Source organism: Streptomyces cinnamoneus (genome assembly GCF_014650495.1).
GTDB lineage: Bacteria > Actinomycetota > Actinomycetes > Streptomycetales > Streptomycetaceae > Streptomyces > Streptomyces cinnamoneus.
In genome coordinates this window covers 295,478-317,909 of the sequence record NZ_BMVB01000007.1, presented here as the reverse complement: position 1 = coordinate 317,909, position 22,432 = coordinate 295,478, and the positions used below count along the sequence as shown (strand labels likewise).

The 22,432-nt window shown below is 72.9% G+C and carries 23 protein-coding genes; 2 read left to right on the top strand and 21 right to left on the bottom strand.

The features are described from left to right. Window positions 1-48: 48 nt before the first annotated feature. Window positions 49-903, bottom strand: coding sequence for a 30S ribosomal protein S2 (rpsB, locus tag IE182_RS13485; RefSeq protein ID WP_190110005.1), 855 nt, complete (start codon window positions 901-903; stop codon window positions 49-51). 315 nt (window positions 904-1,218) lie between these two features. On the opposite strand from rpsB, the gene IE182_RS13480 reads away from it, so the two are divergent. Then, window positions 1,219-1,845: a M23 family metallopeptidase gene (locus IE182_RS13480; protein ID WP_190110004.1), complete on the top strand. Its 627-nt coding sequence runs from the start codon at window positions 1,219-1,221 to the stop codon at window positions 1,843-1,845. Window positions 1,846-1,921: 76 nt separating this feature from the next. Here the strand turns inward: IE182_RS13480 and IE182_RS13475 are convergent, their stop codons facing one another. The 18 genes from IE182_RS13475 to proS all read right to left on the bottom strand — a co-directional run bounded on the left by IE182_RS13475 (window position 1,922) and on the right by proS (window position 17,068). Then, entirely contained in the window at window positions 1,922-2,479 is a 558-nt protein-coding gene (locus IE182_RS13475) for a TetR/AcrR family transcriptional regulator (RefSeq protein ID WP_190110055.1), read from the bottom strand. A gap of 86 nt (window positions 2,480-2,565) precedes the next feature. Then, complete coding sequence (whiG, locus tag IE182_RS13470; RefSeq protein ID WP_190110003.1) at window positions 2,566-3,402, bottom strand: RNA polymerase sigma factor WhiG; 837 nt, start codon at window positions 3,400-3,402, stop codon at window positions 2,566-2,568. 257 nt (window positions 3,403-3,659) lie between these two features. After that, window positions 3,660-4,844, bottom strand: coding sequence for a DNA-processing protein DprA (gene dprA / locus IE182_RS13465; protein WP_190110002.1), 1,185 nt, complete (start codon window positions 4,842-4,844; stop codon window positions 3,660-3,662). 13 nt (window positions 4,845-4,857) lie between these two features. Further along, the gene (locus IE182_RS13460) at window positions 4,858-6,531 is read right to left on the bottom strand and encodes a YifB family Mg chelatase-like AAA ATPase (protein ID WP_190110001.1); all 1,674 of its coding nucleotides are present in this window, start codon (window positions 6,529-6,531) and stop codon (window positions 4,858-4,860) included. Then, window positions 6,531-6,890, bottom strand: coding sequence for a YraN family protein (locus IE182_RS13455; protein ID WP_190110000.1), 360 nt, complete (start codon window positions 6,888-6,890; stop codon window positions 6,531-6,533). The genes IE182_RS13460 and IE182_RS13455 overlap by 1 nt, the downstream gene beginning before the upstream one ends. Window positions 6,891-7,084: 194 nt before the next feature. Beyond that, window positions 7,085-7,393, bottom strand: a complete 309-nt coding sequence (locus IE182_RS13450; RefSeq protein ID WP_126916304.1) for a DUF2469 domain-containing protein — start codon at window positions 7,391-7,393, stop codon at window positions 7,085-7,087. 39 nt (window positions 7,394-7,432) lie between these two features. After that, complete coding sequence (locus IE182_RS13445) at window positions 7,433-7,939, bottom strand: NUDIX hydrolase (RefSeq protein ID WP_190109999.1); 507 nt, start codon at window positions 7,937-7,939, stop codon at window positions 7,433-7,435. After that, a complete protein-coding gene (gene lepB / locus IE182_RS13440; protein ID WP_190109998.1) occupies window positions 7,932-8,798 on the bottom strand; it encodes a signal peptidase I in 867 nt (288 codons plus the stop codon). Before lepB (IE182_RS13440) ends, IE182_RS13445 begins: the two co-directional genes overlap by 8 nt. A gap of 115 nt (window positions 8,799-8,913) precedes the next feature. After that, entirely contained in the window at window positions 8,914-9,936 is a 1,023-nt protein-coding gene (lepB, locus tag IE182_RS13435; protein WP_190110054.1) for a signal peptidase I, read from the bottom strand. Continuing rightward, the gene (lepB, locus tag IE182_RS13430) at window positions 9,875-10,966 is read right to left on the bottom strand and encodes a signal peptidase I (RefSeq protein ID WP_190109997.1); all 1,092 of its coding nucleotides are present in this window, start codon (window positions 10,964-10,966) and stop codon (window positions 9,875-9,877) included. Before lepB (IE182_RS13430) ends, lepB (IE182_RS13435) begins: the two co-directional genes overlap by 62 nt. After that, window positions 10,959-11,822 (bottom strand): signal peptidase I, encoded by an 864-nt coding sequence (gene lepB / locus IE182_RS13425; RefSeq protein ID WP_190109996.1) that lies wholly within the window; start codon window positions 11,820-11,822, stop codon window positions 10,959-10,961. The genes lepB (IE182_RS13430) and lepB (IE182_RS13425) overlap by 8 nt, the downstream gene beginning before the upstream one ends. A 45-nt stretch (window positions 11,823-11,867) precedes the next feature. After that, window positions 11,868-12,218: a 50S ribosomal protein L19 gene (rplS, locus tag IE182_RS13420; protein WP_071961628.1), complete on the bottom strand. Its 351-nt coding sequence runs from the start codon at window positions 12,216-12,218 to the stop codon at window positions 11,868-11,870. A 130-nt stretch (window positions 12,219-12,348) separates the two neighbouring features. Next, a complete protein-coding gene (trmD, locus tag IE182_RS13415) occupies window positions 12,349-13,164 on the bottom strand; it encodes a tRNA (guanosine(37)-N1)-methyltransferase TrmD (protein ID WP_190109995.1) in 816 nt (271 codons plus the stop codon). Further along, window positions 13,164-13,805 carry a ribosome maturation factor RimM gene (gene rimM / locus IE182_RS13410; protein ID WP_190109994.1) on the bottom strand — a complete coding sequence of 214 codons (642 nt, stop codon included), beginning with the start codon at window positions 13,803-13,805 and terminating at the stop codon, window positions 13,164-13,166. Before rimM ends, trmD begins: the two co-directional genes overlap by 1 nt. A gap of 125 nt (window positions 13,806-13,930) precedes the next feature. Further along, window positions 13,931-14,170 carry an RNA-binding protein gene (locus IE182_RS13405; RefSeq protein WP_030267150.1) on the bottom strand — a complete coding sequence of 80 codons (240 nt, stop codon included), beginning with the start codon at window positions 14,168-14,170 and terminating at the stop codon, window positions 13,931-13,933. 2 nt (window positions 14,171-14,172) lie between these two features. After that, on the bottom strand, window positions 14,173-14,607 hold the full coding sequence (rpsP, locus tag IE182_RS13400; protein WP_190109993.1) for a 30S ribosomal protein S16: 435 nt from the start codon (window positions 14,605-14,607) through the stop codon (window positions 14,173-14,175). Window positions 14,608-14,795: 188 nt separating this feature from the next. Continuing rightward, window positions 14,796-15,386 (bottom strand): hypothetical protein, encoded by a 591-nt coding sequence (locus IE182_RS13395; RefSeq protein ID WP_190109992.1) that lies wholly within the window; start codon window positions 15,384-15,386, stop codon window positions 14,796-14,798. Between the two features lie 266 nt (window positions 15,387-15,652). Then, on the bottom strand, window positions 15,653-17,068 hold the full coding sequence (gene proS / locus IE182_RS13390) for a proline--tRNA ligase (RefSeq protein ID WP_190109991.1): 1,416 nt from the start codon (window positions 17,066-17,068) through the stop codon (window positions 15,653-15,655). A gap of 357 nt (window positions 17,069-17,425) precedes the next feature. Here proS and IE182_RS13385 point away from each other — a divergent pair, with 357 nt between their 5' ends. Then, window positions 17,426-18,253: a class I SAM-dependent methyltransferase gene (locus tag IE182_RS13385; protein ID WP_190109990.1), complete on the top strand. Its 828-nt coding sequence runs from the start codon at window positions 17,426-17,428 to the stop codon at window positions 18,251-18,253. A gap of 66 nt (window positions 18,254-18,319) precedes the next feature. Here IE182_RS13385 and ffh read toward each other — a convergent pair whose 3' ends face one another. Then, window positions 18,320-19,867 carry a signal recognition particle protein gene (ffh, locus tag IE182_RS13380; protein WP_190109989.1) on the bottom strand — a complete coding sequence of 516 codons (1,548 nt, stop codon included), beginning with the start codon at window positions 19,865-19,867 and terminating at the stop codon, window positions 18,320-18,322. Window positions 19,868-19,941: 74 nt separating this feature from the next. Next, window positions 19,942-22,344 carry a [protein-PII] uridylyltransferase gene (locus tag IE182_RS13375; protein WP_190109988.1) on the bottom strand — a complete coding sequence of 801 codons (2,403 nt, stop codon included), beginning with the start codon at window positions 22,342-22,344 and terminating at the stop codon, window positions 19,942-19,944. Window positions 22,345-22,432: the final 88 nt, after the last annotated feature.

Sequence of the window (22,432 nt, the reverse complement as noted above, 5' to 3'; positions counted from 1 at the left end):
CGGGTGACGGCGGGGGCTTTCACCCCCGCCGTCACCCGCGGCAGGGTGTCAGGCCTGCTCGGCGTCGGCCGGCTTCTCGGCCTCGGCCTCAGCCTCGGCCGGCTTCTCGGCGGCGGCCTCGTCGGCCTTCTTCTCGCCCTCAAGCAGGTCGCGCTCCCACTCGGCGAGGGGCTCGCCGGCGGCCTTCTCGCCCTTGCCCTCACCGGCACCACCGGAGCGGGCGATGAGGCCCTCGGCGACGGCGTCGGCGATCACGCGGGTGAGCAGGGTGACGGAGCGGATGGCGTCGTCGTTGCCCGGGATCTTGTAGTCGACCTCGTCGGGGTCGCAGTTGGTGTCGAGGATCGCGACGACCGGGATGCGGAGCTTGCGCGCCTCACCGACGGCGATGTGCTCCTTCTTGGTGTCCACGATCCAGACGGCGCTGGGCACCTTCTGCATCTCGCGGATACCACCGAGGGTCTTCTCCAGCTTGGCCTTCTCGCGGGAGAGGACCAGGAGCTCCTTCTTGGTGAGGCCGGAGGCGGCCACATCCTCGAAGTCGATGAGCTCGAGCTCCTTCAGGCGCTGCAGGCGCTTGTAGACGGTCGAGAAGTTGGTGAGCATGCCGCCCAGCCAGCGCTGGTTGACGTAGGGCATGCCGACACGGGTCGCCTGCTCGGCGATGGCCTCCTGGGCCTGCTTCTTCGTACCGACGAACATGATGGAGCCGCCGTGCGCGACGGTCTCCTTGACGAACTCGTAGGCGCGGTCGATGTACGACAGCGACTGGAGCAGGTCGATGATGTAGATGCCGTTGCGCTCCGTGAAGATGAAACGCTTCATCTTCGGGTTCCAACGACGGGTCTGGTGACCGAAGTGGACGCCGCTCTCCAGCAGCTCCCGCATCGTGACGACGGCCATGGCCGCGCTCCTTGAAATACTCGGTTCCACGACGGCCGGGCGGCCGCCGCTCCTGACGCCCCGACGCGCCTGCCGTGGACGTCACCCTTGCGAGGAGCCGTTCCACGGACCGAGAGACACGGCCACCGTGCTGCCCGAGAGGGTCTGACGCGCCGGTGGCGGGGCGTGCGAAGTCGACCCGGTGACCCGGATCGCCATGAGAAGTGTACGGGACCGGAGAAGCGCCGGGTGACGGCGTTGTCCACAACCCGCGAGTAGTCCACAGGCTGCGGCCAAGATCCCCGCGCCCCGCCTCCCCCGGGGCATGGTGACTCCATGCGACGACTCCGTACGGCTGTGCGATCCCTCGTGCTCGGCGTGCTCGCCCTCCTCCTCTGCTCCACCGCACCCCAGGCCGCCCCCGCGCCCGGCGCGCAGGGCCCGGGTGCGGGGGCGGGGGCGGGGGCGGCCGATGGCCGCTCATGGCCGCTGGCTCCCCGGCCGCCGGTCCTACGGGCCTGGCGTCCGCCTCCGGCCCCCTGGGCCGCCGGCCACCGGGGCGTGGACCTGGGCGCTCCGCCGGGCAGCCCGGTGCGGGCCGCCGCCCCCGGAACGGTGTCCTTCACGGGCACGATCGCCGGGCGCGGGGTGGTGGCGGTGGAGCTGCCAGGAACGGGCAGCCCGCCCTTGCGCACGACGTACGAGCCCGTACGGGCGACGGTGCACGAGGGCGACCACGTGCCGGCAGGTGCGGTGGTGGGAGTACTGGAGGCGGGCCCGTCCCACTGCGGCGCGACGCCCTGCCTGCACTGGGGCCTGCGCCGCGGCGACGCCTACCTGGACCCGCTGACGCTGCTCCCACCCTGGATGCTGCGCCGCCCGCCGTCCCGTCTGCTCCCCCTGACAGACGGGCACCCGGGAACGGCCACCGGGTTCGGACCCGGGTTCGGGTTCGCGCAGTAGGCGCAGTAGGCGCAGTGGAGGGGGCTGGGGTGGGTGGGGTGGGGTGGGGGGCCGGGGGGAGGGGAGGGGCCCCCGGTCAGCCGCGGACGCCGCGTAGCGCCATGGCGACGGCAGCTTCGGTGATGTGGTCCGGTTCCTCGGCCGCGCCGAGCTCGATGCGGCGGACGGCGGCGTCGACGACGCCCTGGAGCAGCATGGCGGTGAGGCGGGGCTGCTCGTGGCCGAGGGCCATGAGTGCTTCGCCGACCATGGTGACCAGGCCGCCGTGCGCGGCGCGGATCTTCTCGCGGGCGCCGGCGTCCAGCTCTCCGGCGGAGATGGCGACCACGGCGCGGTGGCGGCGGTCGCCGACGAGCGTCAGCTGCTGTCGCACATACGCCTCGATCTTCCCCTCGGGCGTGTCGGCCCGTTCCATGGCGGCCTCGACCTCCGCGGCCCAGACGGGGAAGTCGACGGCGCACAGTTCCTCGACCACAGCGGCCCGGGAGCGGAAGTACTCGTAGACCGAGGACCGCGCGAGTCCCGTGCGCTCGGCGAGGGCGGGGAAGGTCAGCGCCTCCGTCCCGCCTTCGGACAGCAGGGAGCGGGCGGCGTCCAGCAGGGCGCCGCGCTGCATCGTCCGGTGCTCGGCCACTGAGGCCGCTCGAATCCTGGGCACGCTCCCACTTTACGGACAGGGCCTGCCGGGGACGACGCTGGAGGGACGATTCAGCGGACGCTTCAGCGCCCGACGTCCGCGAGCTTGGCCCTCAGCTGCAGGACGGACTTGGTGTGGATCTGGCTCACCCTGCTCTCGGTGACACCGAGGACGTGGCCGATCTCGGCGAGGGTGAGCCCCTCGTAGTAGTAGAGGGTGACCACGGTCTTCTCCCGCTCGGGGAGGGTGTTGATCGCGCGGGCCAGCAGCCTGCGCAGCTCGTGGTCCTCGGCGACCTCGACGGGGTCGTCGGCCGCGGTGTCCTCCAGGGTGTCCATGAGGCTCAGCCGGTCACCGCCCTCGCCGCCCGCGTGCAGCAGCTCCTCCAGGGCGACCACGTTGGCCAGGGACAACTGGCTGAAGACCGCGTGCAGTTCGTCGAGGGTGACACCCATCTCGGCCGCCACCTCCGCCTCCGAGGGCGTGCGGCGCAGCTCGGCCTCCAGGGTGGCGTAGGCGCGTTCGACGGCGCGCGCCTTCTGCCGGACGGAGCGCGGGATCCAGTCCAGCGCCCTGAGTTCGTCGATCATCGCGCCGCGGATGCGGGTGATCGCGTAGGTCTCGAACTTGATGGAGCGGGTGGGGTCGAACTTCTCGATGGCGTCGATGAGGCCGAAGATGCCGGAGGAGACGAAGTCGGCCTGCTCCACATTGGGCGGCAGCCCGACGCTGACGCGGCCCGCCACGTACTTCACCAGGGGCGAGTAGTGGAGGATCAGTTGCTCCCGCAGCCGATCGTCGCCCGAGGTCTTGTACGACCGCCACAGCTCATCGAGCGTCGAGGGTGCGGGAGGGCGCACGGCGCCGCGCGCTGCAGGCGGTGCCGCCGCGCGGTCGGACCCGGAGGTGTGCTGGGGCATTCGTCGTCTTGAGCCGTTCTGCTGTGGACGGTGGATCGGGTGGTACGAATGGATGGATTCCGTGAGCGTAGCGTGACTGCGGCGCTGCGGTGAGCGAGGAGACCCCTTCGGTATGCACGGATGCGTTCCGCGGGGCGGGGGCCCTCCGCGGGCCGCTTCGCGCGTGACGGCCACGGGCGGCGACCGTCGGCCGCACGGAGCCCGCCGTATCGGCCGTCGCGGTCACCGCCTTAACCCTTTCACCCGATCACCCCAGGTCAAGGACCGCCTCGCCGCACAGGGGGGCGCCGTCCGGGGGGCTTGGGGGTGCCGGATGTTGACGCCGCGTCAGCCAACTGCCAGCGATCGCCCAGTCGTTCCACGAACCCCAGCGCCCGGAGTTCGTACAGGCTGGCGAGCGTGCGGTCCCTGCCCATCCCGGCGTTGCGGGCGATGAGCGCAAGCTCGCCGCCGCCCCGGCCGGGCACCGCCTCCAGGGCCCGCCGGGCCCCCGGTTCCAGCAGGTCCCTGGGCACGACAGGCCCCCGTCGCTCGGGGGCGAGCTCTCCGATGCTGCCGACCAGCTCGGCGATCTCGTCGGCGTCGGTCACCAGGCATGCCCCTTCGCGCAGTAGTTCGTGCACCCCGGCGGAGAGGCCCGACGTGACCGGCCCGGGCACGCCCATCGTCTGCCGTCCCAGTGCGCGGGCCCGGCGGGCGGTGACGAGCGACCCGCTGCGGTACTCGGCCTCCACGACCACCGTTCCGCGTGTCAGGGCGGCGATGACGCGGTTGCGCAGGACGAAGCGGCTGCGCGTGGGGTGGCCGCCCGGCGGCAACTCGGCGAGGACCAGGCCCTGTTCGGCGATCCGCGCGATCAATTCGGCGTGCCCGCGCGGATAGGGCACGTCGATCCCCGAGGCCAGCACGGCCACCGTCGCCCCGCCCGCGGCGAGCGCTCCCCGGTGCGCCGCGCCGTCGACGCCGAACGCCGCCCCGGAGACCACGACCCAGCCGCGCTCCGCGAGCCCCGAGCCGAGGAGGGCCGCGACGTGCGAGCCGTAGTCGGTACAGGCCCGGGCGCCCACGACGGCGACGGACCGCAGCGCCCACAGACGTACGTTCGCGCTGCCGCGCACCCACAGTCCGATGGGCCTGGCGTCTCCCAGGTCGTCGAGCTGTCCGGGCCATTCGGGCTCGCCCGGGCACAGGAAGCGGCCTCCGAGCCGGGCGACGGCGGCGAGGTCGGCGCCGGGATCGAGCGTCTGCGCCCGCGCCCGGCATCCCTCCAGCCGGTCCGGGCGGGCCCCCTCGGGCGGCGGTCCGGCCCCGGTCAGCGCCCGGACCAGCTCCACGGCGCCCAGCTGCCGCAGCCACCGCCCCACGTGTTCGTCACCGGGCTCGGTCAGCCGCGTCAGGGCCGCCCGCGCCAGCCGCTCCGCGTCGTTCACTCCCCCGCTCACGACGGGCCCCCGCTCACGACTCGCCCCCGCACGCCGGGACCCGCCCGGGCAGCGGCACCGGCCGCCGGACCGGCAGCGGGGCTCCCCTGGCGATGCCGGTGCGCAGTTCCAGGGCAAGGGTCACGTCGTCGGCTTCGGGGCGGTCGTGACCGGTGAGGTCCGCCAGGGTCCAGGCGACCCGCAGGACGCGGTCGAGCCCACGGGCCGTCAGCAGGCCCCGCTCCAGGTCGCACTCGGCGGGGGCGAGCGCTCCGGGGGCCGGCTGCCAGCGGGTGCGCAGCTCGTGTCCCGGCACCTCGCTGTTGGCGGTCCAGGGGGTGTCCGCGAGCCGGGCGGTGGCCCGCGCTCTGGCCTCGGCGACGCGCGCGGCGACCACGGCCGTCGGCTCGCCCCGACCGCCTTGCCCCAGGAGGTCGGCGCGCTGCACGGGTTCGACCTCGACCCGTAGGTCCACCCGGTCCAGCAAGGGGCCGGAGAGCCGGGCCTGGTATCTGCGGATCATCGAGGCGGGGCATTCGCAGCCCGCTCCGTGCAGGGTGTGCCGTCCGCAGGGGCAGGGGTTGGCGGCGAGCACCATCAGGAAGCGGGCGGGCAGCCGCACCACCCCCGCCGTGCGGGCCACCACCACGTGTCCGGACTCCAGGGGCTGGCGCAGCGCGTCCAGGGACTTGGTGCTGAATTCCGGCGCTTCGTCCATGAAGAGCACTCCGCGGTGGGCGAGGGAGACGGCGCCGGGTCTGGGCAGGCCGTTGCCGCCGCCGACCAGCGACTGCATCGTCGCGGAGTGGTGCGGCGCGCAGTAGGGTGCGGCCGCCACCAGGGGCTCGCCCGGCGGCAGCATGCCCGCCACGGAGTGGACGGCGGTCACCTCCAGGGCCTCCTGTTGCGTCAGCGGGGGAAGGATGGCCGGAAGCCGTTCGGCGAGCATCGTCTTGCCCGCGCCCGGCGGTCCGGAGAGCAGCAGGTGGTGGCGGCCGGCGGCGGCCACTTCCAGGGCGAGCCGTGCGGTGTGCTGGCCCGCCACGTCCGCGAGGTCCGGCCCGCCGCCCGTCCCGTCCCCGGCCGTCCGGGCCCTGGCGGCCGAGCCGCCTCCCATGCCGGCGCCGGGCACCAGCAGGCCGGCCAGCAGGGGATCGGGCCGGCCCTGTTCCGGGGGCTCCTCGTCCGGTACCGGGGCGTCGGTGAGGATCGCGATGAGCTGGCGCAGGCTGCGGACCCCCAGCACCGAGACGCCGGGCACCAGCGCCGCCTCCGCCGCGGTCTGTTCCGGCACGACGACCTGGCGGTATCCCGTGCCGGCCGCGGCGAGCACGGCCGGGAGGATGCCCCGTACCGGACGGACCCGGCCGTCGAGCCCCAGCTCACCGATCATCACCAGGTCGGTGATGGCCGCGGGATCGACGGCTTCGGCGGCGCCCAGCACGGCCACGGCCACCGCGAGGTCGAATCCCGAGCCGCTCTTGGGCACCGAGGCGGGGCTGAGCCCCACGGTGAGCTTCTTCTGCGGCCACTCGGCCCCGGAGTTGACCACCGCGGCACGCACCCGGTCCCGGCTCTCGACCAGGCTCTTGTCGGGCAGCCCCACCAGGGTGAAGGCGGCCACGCCCGGCTCCAGGTCGGCCTGGACCTCGACGACCACCCCCTCGACGCCGACCAGGGCGACCGAGCACGTACGGGCGAACCCCATCAGGCCACCCCCCTGACGTGCTCGACGACGGGCGCGCCGCGGTCCGGGACCATGACGCCCACCACGTCGATGCGCACCCCGCCCGGCGGTGCCCCGCCGTGCCGGGCCATCCAGTGCCCGGCCAGCGTCCGCAGCCGGTCGGCCTTGGTCGCCCGGACCGCCGCCATCGGGTGTTCGTACGCGCCGCCGCGCCGGGCCTTGACCTCACAGATCACCAGGACGTCGCCGTCGAGCGCCACGACGTCGATCTCGCCGTGGCGGCACCGCCAGTTGCGTGCCAGCACCGCCATTCCGGCCTCGGTCAGCCGGCGCGCCGCCAGGTTCTCCCCGTAGCGGCCGAGTCCCCCTCGGGCGTTCATCAGCACCACCTCCGGTGCCGACTATGAAGCCCCCGGGCCATCCCATTGGATCTTGGTGGATAACCCGTCGGTTGGGGAAAACCTCGCCACTCGAACGAGAGATTCCGCCCCCTCGACCCCCGGCCCCGCGGCCCTCGGCTCCCCGGCCCTCAGCCCTCGGCCCCCGGCCTTCAGCCGCCCGTCACGGCGACGGCTCAGGTCCCCGGCAGGTCGAGGTCCGTCTTGTTCAGCTCCTCGATGTTCACGTCCTTGAACGTGAGCACCCTCACCTGCTTCACGAAGCGCGCGGGCCGGTACATGTCCCACACCCACGCGTCGGCCATCGAGACCTCGAAGAAGACCTCACCCTGGACGGAGTGCACCTGCATCTCGTAGTCGTTCGTGAGGTAGAAGCGGCGCTCGGTCTCGATCACGTATTTGAAGAGACCGACGACGTCGCGGTACTCCCGGTAGAGCTTCAGCTCCATCTCGGTCTCGTACTTTTCGAGGTCCTCGGCACTCATGGCATGTTCCCCTTCAGCCGTGCGTCCCCCCATTGTGCGTCAGGCGCGCTCAGTCTCCAGGAGCACTGGCGTACTCGGGGGCCCCTCGTCGAGCAGCGTACGCAGCAGCTCGGCGAGCCTGGTCGGATACACCGTCTCACGCGCCGCCAGCAGTTCCGCGCACGTCCACCAGCGCAGTCCCGTGATGCTGCGACGTTCCAGCTCCGTCCCGCCGCCGGTCCAGGCGGGGGTCTGCCCGGTGCGGGCGAGGTAGTAGCGCTCGTCCTGCTCCCACTGCCGCCCGTCGAAGGGGAAGGAGCAGGTCCGCAGCCAGAGCACCGGCCCGAGCTCGATCTGCGTGATGCCGGTCTCCTCGGCCAGCTCGCGGCGCGCCGCCTCCTCCCAGCTCTCGTCGCCCTCCAGCCCGCCGCCCGGGGTGAACCACCAGGTGACGGTCGGGTCGGCGGGCTCGTAGCCGTGCATCAGCAGCACGCGGTCCGCGGGGTCGAGCAGGATCACGCGGGCGGCCCTGCGCAGGCCGGGGCCGTGTGCGCCGGGGTCAGCCATGGGGCACCGCCGCCTTTCCGCGTCCCGTCAGGCGCCGGGCCAGCGGCCCGTACGCCGCACCTCCCAGGATGAGCGCCGCGCCCGCGACGACGCACGTCGTGATGAGCACCAGCGGGCCGGGGCGGGAGGTGCCGCCGGGCAGTGCGGCGAAGGAGGTGGGCCGGTCGAGCATGCCGGCGCGGGAGAACGGCCAGGCCGTGGCGTCCACGCGCGCCGTGACCGCGCCGCGCGGGACCGTGCCCTGTCCGCCGTCGGCCATGTGGCTGCGGGAGTCGAGCGAGTCGGTGCGGTGGTCGCCGAGGAGGAAGAGATGGCCCTCGGGGACGGTGGCGGAGAAGCCGGTGGACGAGGCAGGGCCGCCGGCTTCGAGGTACGGCTCCTCGACGGGCTTGCCGTTGACGGTCAGCCGGCCTTGCCGGTCGCAGCACTCGATCTTGTCGCCGCCGACGCCGACCACGCGCTTGACCATCGGGGAGCTGCCCCATGCCTGGTCCACGAAGACCACGACGTCGCCGCGGCGGACGTCGTCGCCGGATATGGACTGGGCCAGGATCCGGTCGCCGCGGCCGATCGTGGGCTCCATCGAGTCGGTGGGGATGGTGTAGGGCCGGTACAGCAGGGCGGCCCAGGCGAAGCCGCCGAGGAAGAGCACACAGCCGACGGCCACGGCCAGCCCGGACAGCACCCTGCCCGTGCGGCCGCGGCCGTCGTCGCGTTCCGTCCCGCCGGTTGCGCTACCTTCCGCTCCGCCGGTCGCGCTACGTCCCGTTCCGTCGGTCGCGCTGCGGCCCGTTCCGCCGCTCGCGCCACCTTCCGCTCTGCCGCTCGCGCTGCGTTCCGTTCCGTCGGTCGCGCTCATGCCGTCTCCCGCCCCGCCTCAGGATCCACGGGGTGGTCGCACACCCCTATGGAAGATCGGATTCCGCATGCCCTGGGGCACGGAATCGCACACTACCCGGCGGTACCGACGTCGGTCAGCCCCTGGCGAGGGCTTCGGCGTCCTTGCGCAGCGCACGGCGCCGACGCCACAGCACCAGCGGCACCGCGCCCGCGAGCCCGAGGGCCGGCGGCGCCACGGCGGCGGCCGCGCTCAGTCCCGGCTGGTCGAAGGTCGACGGGACGGGGAGGGTGGACCAGCGGTTCACCGGCCAGGCGACCACGATGGCCCGGCCGACGACCTCGTCCTCCGAGACCGTGCCCTGGAAGCGGTCGAGGTCCTGGTGGTAGCGGGAGTCGAGGGAGTCCTGGCGGTGGTCGCCCATCACCCAGATCCGGCCGTCGGGGACCTTGATCGGGCCGAAGGGCTTGTCACCGCAGGGCGTGTTGCCGGGGAAGATGTACGGCTCGTCCAGCGCCTTGCCGTTGACCGTGACCGGGTCGTTGTTGCCCTTGCACTCGACCGTGTCGCCGCCGACCGCGATGACCCGCTTGATCAGGTCCTTCTCCTCCGCGGAGGGCATCAGGCCGACGAAGCTGAGCACCTTCTGGATGCCGCCGGCCACCGGGCCGTTGTCCGCGCCCGGGGTCTCGCCCAGCCAGCCGCCCGGATCGTGGAAGACGACGACCTCGCCCCGCTCGGGCTTCGCCCCGAACCACGGCGTCAGCTTGTCCACCAGCACCCGGTCGCCGCGCTGGAGGGTGTTCTGCATCGACTCGGAGGGGATCGAGAACGCCTGCACCAGGAAGGTCTTGATGACCAGCGCCAGCAACAGGGCGATGCCGACGAGGATCGGCAGTTCCTTCCAGAAGGATCGTTGCTTCTTCGGCTCCCTGCGGGACCGCGCGGCGTCCGTGCCCCCGTCGCCCGCCCCGGGCGTCACGGGCACGGCGTCGGGGCCGGCGCCGACGGGACCGGGGGCCGCCTGGGCCCCGGCCTCGCCCGGCGCGTCCGCGGCGGCCCCGCCGCCGGGTCCGCCGGACGCCTGCCCGAGCGGCTCATCCGTCCGCCCGGGCCGCTTTTCGGGCTCTCCGTGACCGGAACGTGCGCCGACCGCCAAATCCCCCACATCCACTCCTCACTCCACGCTGCCGCCTGTCGCACACACGACGCAGGCCCACCACTCCCATAACGAGCGGGAGTTCCGCAGGGGTCGGGAGCCGGATCAACCCTTCTTGATCCGTGGAGGACACACTATGCGCCGAAGCGTCCCCTCGCGTCCCCGTACGGGGTGCGTCCCGCACGGCGGCGAAGGGCTCCGGCTGCGACAGTCCGCGCCAGTGCCCCAGGGGCCAGGCGATCACCACCGCACGCCCCACGACCTGGCTTTCCGCGATCGTCCCCTGCCCCGGCTCGGTCAGGTGGTACCGCGAGTCCGCCGAGTCGGAACGGTGGTCCCCCATGACGAAGAGCCGGCCCGCGGGGACCTTCACCTCGAACTTCAACTGCGAGGGCGGATTCCCCGGATGGACGTACGGCTCGATGAGGGGCTTTCCGTTGACCGTGACCCGGCCGTCGGTGTCACAGCACTTGACGGTGTCCCCGCCGGTGCCGATCACCCGTTTGATCAGGTCCTGCTCACCGGCCGAGGGCAGCAGGCCGATGGCCGCGAGCCCCTCCTTCACCTGCTTGACGACCACCGGGTCGTGGCCGCCGTAGGACTGCTCGCCGTCCAGCCACCCCCCGGGGTCCTGGAAGACCACGACGTCGCCCCGCTCCGGCCGGGAGCCGAACCACGGCGTCAGCTTGTCCACCAGCACCCGGTCGCCGATGCGGATGGTCTGCTCCATCGACCCCGACGGGATCACGAACGCCTGCAGGAGGAAGGTCTTCAGCACCAGGGCGATCAGCAGCGCCACCCCTATGAGGATGGGCACTTCCTTGATCGCCGACCGTTGGCGGCGCCGCTTGGCCCGCCGCGCGGCCTTGCGCCGGGCCGCCCGTCCCCCGGTCGCCGGCGGCGCCCCGGCCCCTGCCCCCGCTTCCGCCGGTCCGCGGTCCGGGGCCGCGGGGGTGGTACGGGCGTGGGAGCCGGTGCGTGCACGGGCCCCCGCGCCCGTCCGTACCTGTGTACGCCCCCGACTACCCATGCGGACCGCCGGGATGCCCCGTGCCCCCTCCCGGACCGCCCGGGTCCGGGACGTCCGCGAAGGCATCCGGTCGCTTCAGCGACGTCATCCGGCCCAGCGGCCAGCCGATCCAGTCGGCTCGCCCGATGACCCGGTCCAGCGGGACCGTGCCACCGCCGGGCTCGCCCAAGTGGTCGCGGGAGTCACGGGAGTCACTGCGATGGTCGCCCATGACCCATAGCTTGCCCTCCGGGACCACGATGTCGAACGGGACTCGGGAAGGTTCGTCACCCGGGTACAGATACTCCTCCAGCACCGGCCGGCCGTTGACCTCCAGCCGCCCGCGCCGGTCGCAGCACCGGACCCGGTCCCCGCCGACGCCCACGACGCGCTTGATGTAGTCGGTCTCCGCCGGGCGCATCAGCCCGACGGCCGAGGCGCCCTTGCGGATCAGCGCCGTCACGAGGTTCTCCGACGGCGTGTCCTGGACGAAGGAGCCGGTGCCGTCGAAGACGATCACATCGCCGCGCCGCGGCTCGTCGCCGAAGCGGTAGGCCAGCTTGTTGGCCAGCACGCGGTCGCCGACCCGGAAGGTCTGCTGCATCGATCCGCTGGGGATCTGAAAGGGCTGCACAACGTAGCTGCTGACCAGAAGCAGGAAGACCAAACAGACGATCAGCAGCAGACCCAGGCGGCGCAGCGGGCCGCCGCCGGTCAGCCACCGCCAAACCCGCCGGACCCGGACCCGCCGGACCCACCGGGGAAAACGAGCGGAGCGCGACCCCTGCTCCGCACCCTGGTCCGGCATCCCGTCGCCGGGTGCCTCATCGGGTGCTGGAGAGCGGTCGCGCTCCGAAAGCTGTGCGTCGGTGTCCATCGGGCCGAAAGCCTATCCGGCCGGTCCGGGACTCCGGCGAGAAGCTCAGTTGTCGCGCTTCTCCTTGATCTTCGCGGCCTTGCCGCGGAGCTCACGGAGGTAGTACAGCTTGGCGCGACGGACGTCACCGCGGGTCACGAGCTCGATCTTCTCGAAGATCGGGCTGTGCACCGGGAAGGTGCGCTCGACGCCGACGGAGAAGGAGACCTTGCGGACCGTGAAGGTCTCGCTGACGCCCGCGCCCTGACGGCGGATGACGACACCCTTGAACTGCTGGATGCGGGAGCGGTTGCCCTCGATGACGCGAACGTGGACGTTCACGGTGTCGCCGGGGCGGAAGGCCGGGACGTCGGTGCGCAGGGAGGCGCCGTTGACGTTGTCGAGCAGGGAGGACATGTGCGTCTGCTTCCTCGCCGATGCCACAGGTCATCAGCGGAATTCGTGCCGAAGTGGGGATGGTGCCGGTGCGCCGGGCGGACGTCGTTCCCCCTGTGGCAGGGGCGTGCGCCGGGCGGACGGCAACGGCTTATTCTTCCACGTCCGGGGCCGTACGCCCAAATCGGCCGTCCTCGCCCGGGCCCCAGCCCAGGATCGAGAGCATCTCGCGGTCCTTCTTGTCGAAGGCGGCCGGGTCGGCCCGCTCGATCAGGTCCGGCCGGTTGGCGGTCGTACGGCGGAACGCCTCGTCGCGGCGCCACCGGGCGATCTTCCCGTGGTGACCGCTGAGCAGGACGTCCGGGATGCCGCGGCCGCGCCACTCCGGCGGCTTGGTGTAGACGGGCCCTTCGAGCAGGTCGGCCATGGCGCCGGGGGCGAAGGAGTCGTCGCGGTGCGATTCGGCGTTGCCGAGCACGCCGGGCAGCAGCCGGGCGATGGCCTCGACCATGACCAGGACCGGGGCCTCGCCGCCGGCCAGGACGTAGTCGCCGATGGACACCTCGCGCACGTCGAGGCGGTCGCCGTACTCCTCGATGACGCGGCGGTCGATGCCCTCGTAGCGGGCGGGGGTGAAGACCAGCCAGGGCTGCTCGGACAGCTCGACGGCGAGCGCCTGCGTGAACGGCTTGCCGCTGGGCGTGGGCACGACGACGACCGGGCGCGCGCCCTCCTCACCGGATTCGATGATCGAGTCCAGCGCCTCGCCCCAGGGCTCGGGCTTCATGACCATGCCGGGGCCGCCGCCGTACGGCGTGTCGTCGACCGTGTTGTGCTTGTCGTGCGTCCACTCCCGCAGGTCGTGGATGCGCACGTCCAGCCGGCCGCGGGCCCGGGCCTTGCCGACGAGCGAGACGTTCAGCGGTTCGAGGTACTCGGGGAAGATCGTGACGACGTCGAGGCGCATCAGACGTCACCCTCGCCCCGCGCGGAGCCCTGCCCGGCGTCCTGCCCGGCGTCCGCCCCGGCGTCCGCTCCGGCGCCGGAGCCCTGCTCGCCGGATTCGTCGGCGTCGCGGGAGCTCGCCACCTCGGCCTCCGCGCTGTCGAGAAGGCCGCGCGGCGGGTCGACGACCGCCCGCTGCTCCTCCAGGTCGATCTCCGTGACGATCTCGCCGACGAAGGGGATCATCACCTCGCTGCCGTCGGGGCGCTCGACGATCAGCAGGTCCTGCGACGGCAGGTGGGAGATCTCCGCGATCCGGCCGACGACCGTGCCGTCGACGGTGACGACGTCGAGGTCCATCAGCTGGTGGTCGTAGAACTCCTCCGGGTCCTCGGGGGTCTCGTCCGGGTCGACCTCGGCGATCAGCAGCGTGTTGCGCAGCGCCTCCGCGGCCGTGCGGTCGCCGACGCCGGCGAAGCGCAGCAGCAGCCGTCCGCTGTGCACGCGGCCGGTCTCGATGGTCAGCGGTCCCACGCCCGCGGGGTCCGTGGCCAGCACGGCCCCGGGCCCGAGCCGCAGCTCGGGCTCGTCCGTGCGGACCTCAACGGTGACCTCGCCCTTGATGCCGTGGGCGCGGCCGATCCTGCCGACTACGAGCTGCACGCTACTCATTCCTTCTCACACGCTTCTTGAATGAACACGGCCGTACGAACACAACAGCCGTACGAACGCAACAACGGGCCGGGAAGGGAAACCCTTCCCGGCCCGTGCCGGTGCTCTGTCGCTTCTCAGCGGACCTGGTCCACATCGACGAGGTCGACACGGATGCCACGGCCGCCGAGGGCGCCCACGACGGTGCGCAGTGCGCGCGCGGTGCGGCCGTTGCGGCCGATCACCTTGCCGAGGTCGTCGGGGTGCACCCGGACCTCCAGCACGCGCCCGCGGCGCAGGTTGCGCGAGGCGACCTGCACGTCGTCGGGGTTGTCGACGATGCCCTTTACGAGGTGCTCAAGGGCCTCCTCGAGCATCCTCAGGCCTCGGTCGACTCAGAGGACTCGGCCGCCTCGGCCTCGTCCTTCTTCTCCGACTTCTTCGCCTTGGGGGTGATGGCCTCACCCTTCGCGTCGCCGACGGCGCTCACGGCGGCGTCGAACAGACCGCTCTTGTCGGCCTTCGGCTCGGCAACGAGCATCGGGGCCGGGGCCGGCAGGCCCTTGAACTTCTGCCAGTCGCCGGTGACCTTGAGGATGGCCATGACGGGCTCGGTCGGCTGCGCGCCGACACCCAGCCAGTACTGGACACGGTCGCTGTCGACCTCGATGCGCGAGGGGTTCTGCACCGGGTGGTACAGACCGATCTCCTCGATGGCCCGGCCGTCACGGCGGGTACGGGAGTCGGCGACGACGATGCGGTAGTGAGGCGAACGGATCTTGCCCAGACGCTTCAGCTTGATCTTGACTGCCACTGGAGTGGTGTCTCCTGGTCTTGACGTGGTGGGGCACAACGAGATGCCACGTGGGGTTTGCGGTACTCGGGGTGCCCGATGGACGCGTCAGCCGGAGGAGAGAGGGGTCCTATGCGACTGTCGAGTACAGCCACTCATTGTGCCACACCACCACGAGCCCGCCGAACCGCGGCGGGAACCCGCCGCGCTCAGCCGACCGAGACGGCCTCGGGGATCCGGAACGGCTGGCCGCAGCCCCCGCACATGATCGGCGCCTGGGCGAGGACCGAGGGGACGACGCGCACGTTGCGCCCGCACTCGCACACCGCCTTCACCCGCACCCCGCCGCCGGACGAGCCGTGCCGCGCCGCCGGCCCGCGGAAGGTGCGCGAGGTGTCGGCGGTGGTGGCGACCGTGTGCGCCTTCAGGGCACGCTGCAGTCTGTCGATCGTCGGACGGTAGCGCTTGCGCGCCTCCGCGTTGAGCACGACGAGCGAGAACCCGCTGCTGGGATGCGGCTCATCGCTGTGGTCGAGCCCCAGCTCCTCGGCGATCGCCAGGAACCGGCGGTTGTGATAGCGGCCGGCGCGTGAGGTGTCCCGGACACCGCGGGCGGCCGCGATGCCGTGCACTGCCTCGTGCAGCAGCCTTTCGAAGGAGAGCTCGGCGCCGCAGGCGGACGACGACTCCCCGATCAATGATTCGGGCGCGGCAAGATCCGGCAGCTCGGGGTGGAACCGCTGAATGTCGGCCCACGCCTGCGCCAGCTCTGCGGCGAGAACAGGTGGTGTCGTGCTCACGTCGTGACAACGAGCAGGGACAGCCCGGTGTTCCGATACCGGGCCATCCCAAATAATTTGCACGTACCAGTCAGTTTCCCGCCTCATACGTCCTGAGGAGGGCGGGTGCGCAGAACTGCGGAGAAGGCGGATGAGCCGTGCACCAGTTCGCAAGGTGGGACGTACTGACGCATCAGTAAGTCGGACGATCCCTCCGGGCGCCGGTGCACGCCCCGCGCACAAAACCCCCGGGTGTGCGCCGGAGCGCACACCCGGGGGCAGATGGGTCAGTAGGCGCGCGCGACGATGGCGACGGCGCCCGGGGCGTCGTCCGACTCCGGCACGGAGCCGTCCTCGGCCACCAGGCAGCGCACGGTCACGGCCTGCTCGGCGAGCTTGGCCTCGCCCTCGGCGCCCAGCGTCGCCCACGGGATGCGGGCCCAGCCGCCGGCGGCGGCCGCCTCGGCGGCCTCCTCGATGGTCTTCACGTCCGTCGTGCGGGACTCACGGCGCTCGCGCGACTCGCGCAGCAGCTGCGCCTGGTCCTCCTCCAGGACCTTGGGCAGCAGCGCGGCCAGCTCGTCGATGCGCACCGGCTCCTTGCCGCCCGGAATGCGGCGGGCCAGCATGGCCGTGCCGTTCTCCAGGTCGCGCGGGCCGATCTCGATGCGGACGGGCACGCCCTTGAGCTCCCAGTCCACCGCGCGGCGGCCGAAGGGGGTGTCGGTGCGGTCGTCGACCTGCACGCGCACGCCGGCCGCCTTCAGCACGTCGCCGATCTCGCGGACCTTGGCCAGCACGGCCTCGTCGCCCTTGATCGCCAGGACCACGGCCTGGACGGGCGCGAGGCGCGGCGGGACGCGCAGGCCGCTGTCGTCGCCGTGCGACATGATCAGACCGCCGACCATACGGGTCGAGACGCCCCAGGAGGTCTGCCAGACCAGCTCCTGCTGCCCGCCCTTCGACAGGTACGAGGTGTTGAACGCCTTGGCGAAGTTCTGGCCGAGCTCGTGGCTGGTGCCCATCTGCAGGGCCTTGCCGTCGCCCATCATGCCTTCGAGCGTGAGCGTGTTGATCGCGCCGGCGAATCGCTCCTTGGGCGTCTTGCGGCCGAGCACGACGTCGATGCCGAGGACGTTCACCATGAAGTCGTAGTAGACGTCGCGGTGGATACGGGCCGCGTAGTCGCGGGCGTCCTCGTACGTGGCGTGGGCGGTGTGGCCCTCCTGCCAGAGGAATTCACTCGTGCGGAGAAAGACGCGCGGACGCATCTCCCAACGGACGACGTTCGCCCACTGGTTGATCAGCAGGGGCAGGTCGCGGTAGCTCTGCACCCACTTCGAGAAGTACTCGTTGATGATCGTCTCGGACGTCGGCCGGACGACGACCGGCTCCTCCAGCTCCTTGCCGCCGCCGTGCGTGACGACCGCCAGCTCGGGGGCGAAGCCCTCGACGTGCTCCGCCTCCTTCGTCAGGTAGGACTGCGGAATGAAGAGGGGGAAGTACGCGTTGGAGGCGCCCGCGTCCTTGATGCGGGCGTCCATCTCCTGCTGCATCCGCTCCCAGAGCCCATAGCCGTACGGTCGGATGACCATGGTGCCGCGCACCGGGCCGTTGTCGGCCAGCTCGGCCTTGTTGATCAAGTCCTGGTACCAGCGCGGGAAGTCTTCCGCCTGGGGGGTGAGAATGGGAGCCTTTGCCATGCTGCGAATGGTACGGGGCCCGTCAGGCCGAGTGTGAATCCGTCCACTCGCAACCCCGCCTTCCCGGCCGGACCGTCCTTTCCGGCCGCCCGTCCGCAGCCGGTTCCATTTCGTGCGATGACGCCCGGCACATGCCATCGTGGGCATACGGGCACCTTCTCGCGCCCTCCCCCTGGACTCGCGGGCGGAAGCGGAGTTTTCTGGCATCGGGGGGTTCTTCGCCACGGCGTGAACGACGCACGGACCACGCACGGGCAGCGGCACCGGCAGCACTCTCAGAGCACTCGGCAGCACTCATGGGGGCGGAACCACGGATCAGGACCAGGACACCTCACCCGGCGGATTGGGGCGCATTCGATGACACCAACGCTCGTGCGGCGGCACCGGCCGTCCCCGACCTCGCCCGCTTCACGGGCCCGCGACTGGGCGGAAATCCAGGAACGGATGCTGGTGCCGCTCTACGAAGCGGTGTACGAGCGCCTGGAGGCCGGCCCCGGCACCCGCCTGCTCAGCCTCGGCTGCGGCTCCGGCCTGGCCCTGCTGATGGCCGCCGCCCGCGGCGCCACGGTCTGCGGCGTCGACCGCGACGCCCGCCGGCTGGAGCTGGCCCGGGAGCGCCTCCTGCCCGAGGGCGCCCCCGGCAACGGCACCCGCCTCGGCCTCGGCGGCCCCGAGACCGTCCGCGGCCCCGACGGCCCCGCCTTCACCCTCATCACCGCCTTCGACCCGCTCTTCAGTGCGGGCGCCGGCTCGCGCGGCCTGGCGCAGGCCCTGGCCGGCGCGGCCGCCTGCGCCGAGCCCGGCTCGCCCGTCGTCCTCGCCGGCTGGGGCCCGCAGGAGCGCTGCGCGGCGGCGGGAGCGTTCCGGGTGGCCGCGCGCCTGGCCGACCCCATGTGCGCCCCGGCCCGCTGGCGCCCCAGCGGCCGCGACGACCTGGAGAACCTCGCCCGCGAGGCCGGGCTCGCCCCCGACGGCTCGGGCCGGGTCGCCTGCCCGTACGGCTACGCCGACCTCACCAGCGCGGTGCGCGGCCTGCTCTCCACGGGCGCCTTCGACGCGGCCGCCCGCGCCACGGACGAGGAGCAGGTCGTCAAGGAGCTCACCGAGGCGCTCCACCCGTACCTGCGGGGCGACGGCACGGTGTGGATGCCCAACGTGTTCCGCTACCTGATAGCGCGGGTGTAGCCGTACGCACGAAAGCCCCCCGGCCGGCGCCGGGGGGCTTTCGCGTGGCTGAACCGGTGAACCGGATCAGCCCATGAACTTCTTGAACTCGTCGGGCAGTTCGAAGTCCTGGCCGGCCTGGCCGGGCGGCAGGCCCAGCGGGTTGGCGGCCTGGGCCTGCTCGCGGCGGGCGGCCGCGGCCTGCTCCTCGGCCTTGCGCTTCATCGGGTTGCCCGACTGACGCTTGCCCTTGCCCTGCTTGACCTGCTTCTTCTTGCGCGCTGCGCCGCCGCCCATGCCCGGCAGGCCCGGCATGCCCGGCATGCCGCCGCCCTGCGCCATGCGCGACATCATCTTGCGGGCCTCGAAGAACCGCTCGACCAGGTTCTTGACGGCGCTGACGTCGACGCCCGAACCCTTGGCGATGCGGGCCCGGCGCGAGCCGTTGATGATCGTCGGGTCCTGGCGCTCGGCCGGGGTCATCGACTTGATGATCGCGGCGGTGCGGTCGACGTCGCGCTCGTCGAGGTTGTTGATCTGGTCCTTGATCTGGCCCATGCCGGGGAGCATGCCGAGCAGCTTGGAGATGCTGCCCATCTTGCGGACCTGCTCCATCTGGGACAGGAAGTCGTCGAGCGTGAACTCCTTCGGCCCCTTCGCCAGCTTGGCCGCCATCTTCTCGGCCTCGTCCTGGCTGAAGGTCTGCTCGGCCTTCTCGATGAGGCTGAGCATGTCGCCCATACCGAGGATGCGGGACGCCATGCGGTCCGGGTGGAACGCGTCGAAGTCGTCCAGCTTCTCGCCGTTGGAGGCGAACATGATCTGCTTGCCGGTCACGTGCGCGACCGACAGCGCGGCACCACCGCGGGCGTCGCCGTCGAGCTTGGAGAGCACGACGCCGTCGAAGCCGACGCCGTCGCGGAACGCCTCGGCGGTGTTGACCGCGTCCTGACCGATCATGGCGTCGACGACGAAGAGGATCTCGTCGGGACGCACCTCGTCGCGGATGTCCGCGGCCTGCTGCATCATCTCGGCGTCGATGCCGAGGCGGCCGGCGGTGTCGACGATGACGATGTCGTACTGCTTGGTGCGGGCGAACTCGATCGAGTCCTTGGCGACCTGCACCGGGTCGCCCACGCCGTTGCCCGGCTGCGGCGCGTACACGCCGACGCCGGCGCGCTCGGCGACGACCGAGAGCTGGTTGACGGCGTTGGGGCGCTGCAGGTCGCAGGCGACGAGCAGCGGGCTGTGGCCCTGCGCCTTCAGCCAGCTGCCGAGCTTTCCGGCGAGCGTGGTCTTACCGGCACCCTGCAGACCGGCGAGCATGATGACGGTCGGCGCGGTCTTGGCGAAGCGCAGCCGGCGGGTCTCGCCGCCGAGGATGCCGATGAGCTCCTCGTTGACGATCTTGATGATCTGCTGCGCCGGGTTGAGCGCCTTCGAGACCTCCGAGCCGAGGGCGCGCTCCTTGACCTGCTTGATGAAGGCCCGGACGACGGGCAGGGCCACGTCGGCCTCAAGGAGGGCGATACGGATCTCGCGCGCCGTGGCGTCGATGTCCGCTTCGCTCAAGCGGCCTTTGCCCCGCAGGGTCTTGAAAGTCGCTGCAAGGCGATCGGAGAGGGTATCGAACACGGTGGTCGCGGATCCTTCTGTCGGAGTCGGGGCGGCAGCTGACCCCCAAGGGTATCCGCCCCTCCACGATCCGGTCAGCCGCCCAGCGACTCCTGCACCTTCCGGGCCACCTCCAGTGCCACCCCGTCCGCCAGCGGTGCCCCCTCGGGACCCGTCACGTAGAAGGCGTCGACCGCGCTCGCCCCCATCGTGCTCACGTGCGCGCTGCGCACCCACACCCCGGCGTCCTCCAGGGCCCGCCCGATGCGGTGCAGCAGGCCCGGGGCGTCCTGGGCACGGACCTCCAGCACCGTCGCGTTCCGGGAGCCGCCGCCGGCGACCGTGACCCGCGCCGGGGCGTGGACGGCGCCGCGGCGGCGCCTGCCGTACGCGGCCTCGCGCTCGGCCAGGCGGCCCGCGATGTCGAGGGTGCCGTCCAGGGCGCGGACGAGGTCGCCCCGCAGGAGGGCCGCCTCCGGCGGGGAGCCGTACTCGGCCGCCACCCGCCAGTTCAGCAGGAGCGTGCCGCCCACGGCCCGCAGCTCCGCCGCCCGGACCGTGAGGCGGTGCAGGGCCAGGACGCCGGCGGTGGCGGGCAGGACGCCGGGCTGGTCGGGGACCGCGACGGTCAGCGCGACCGTCTCCTCGGCCGCCGGACCGGGGGGCGGGTCCAGCGCCACCACCGGTCCCGCCGTGCGCTCGGCCTCGGCCGTCAGCCGTTCCTCCGCGGGCGTCGGCGGCGCCGGCTCCGTACGGCCGGGCACCGGCTCCCCCGCCATCGCGGCGGCGGCGCGGCGGACCAGCTCGGCCACCAGGCCGGCCCGCCAGCCGCTCCAGGCCGCCGGGCCGGTGGCGAGGCCGTCGGCCTCGGTGAGGGCGTGCAGCAGCTCCAGCGCGCCGGCCGACCCGACGGCGTCCGTGACCGTACGGATCGTGCCGGGGTCGTCGAGGTCCCGGCGGGTGGCCGTCTCGGCGAGCAGCAGGTGGTGGCGGACGAGCGTGACGAGGACGCCCGTGTCGGCGGCGTCGAAGCCGAGCCGGGGCGCGATGTCGCGGGCGAGCGCCGCACCCGTCTCGCTGTGGTCGCCGGGCCGGCCCTTGCCGAGGTCGTGCAGCAGGGCGGCGACGAGCAGCAGGTCCGGGCGGCCGACGCCGCGGGTGAGGGAGGAGGCCCGGACGGCCGTCTCGACCAGGTGCCGGTCGACGGTCCAGCGGTGCACGGCGTTGCGCTGCGGGCGGCAGCGCACGTGCTCCCATTCGGGCAGCAGCCGGGAGACGACGCCTTCGGCCTCCAGGGCTTCCCAGACGGCCACGGTGGGCTCGCCCGCGCCGAGGAGGGTGACGAGCTGTTCACGGGCCTCGGCGGGCCAGGGCACCGGCAGCGGCGGCGCGCCCGCCATGCGCCGCACGGCGTGCCGGGAGAGCGGCAGCCCCGTCCGTGCGGCCGCGGCGGCCGCGCGCAGGGGCAGGACGGGGTCGCGGTCGGGCCGGGCGGTCCGGGCGAGCACGACCTCGCCGTCCTGCTCGACGACGCCCTCCGCGAGCGGGACCCGCTCGGGCTCGACGAAGCCCCCGCGGCCTCCGCGGCCGCCGAGGATGCGGCGCAGCCGGGGCCGTCCGGAGCGGGACCGCAACACCCTGCCCACCTCGCGCCAGGTGACGTCGGCGGCGTAGGAGACGGTGCGGGCGGCCTCGTACACGCCGCGCAGCAGGGCGTCGGCGTCGGCGAGGCCGAGCCGGGCGGCGACCTGGTCCTGCTCCTGGAGGGCCAGCCGGTCGCTGGCGCGGCCGGTGGCGAGGTGGAGGGCGTCGCGGGTGTCCAGGAGCAGGGAGCGGGCGTCTTCGAGGCCCTCGCGGGGGGCGTCGGCGAGCCAGGACGCGGCGACGGCGCGCAGGGCGGTGGCGTCGCGCAGTCCGCCGCGCGCTTCCTTGAGGTCGGGTTCGAGCAGGAAGCGCAGCTCGCCCTGGCGGCGGGCGCGTTCCTCGCACAGCTCGCGCAGTTCGGGCAGGCGGTCCGGGGCCTGGGCGCGCCAGTCCTCGTAGGCGGCGCCGCGCAGGGCGGTGGTGAGGGCGGGGTCGCCGGCGAGGTGACGGGCGTCGAGCAGGCCCAGGTGCACCTTGAGGTCGGCGGCCGCGGTCTTGCGCGCCTCGGCGGGGGTGCGGACGGAGTGGTCCAGGGCGAGGCCCATGTCCCATACGGGGTACCAGACGCGGTCGGCGAGGGCGGCGATGCCGGGGGCGCCGGTCCGGCCGTCGTGCAGCAGGAGGACGTCGAGGTCGCTGCGCGGGGAGAGCTCGCCGCGCCCGTAGCCGCCGACGGCGACGAGCGCGACGCCCCGGGCGTCGCCGAGGAGGCCGCCGAGCCACCGGTCGGTGAGGCGGGCGAGCCCGGTGCGCAGCGGCGGGCCGGAGAGGGACTCCTCGTGGAGGAGGCGCAGCCGGGCCGCCGCGTAGCCGCTGGGCCCGGGGTCGGTGGCGGTGGCGGCGGTCTGCGTCATGTCAGGGCCCCTTTTCCCGAGGTTTCCGGTGCCTTGCGGCTCTCCGGCTCTTCCGGCTCTCCGTGCCCCCCCTGGGCGTTGCTCCCCC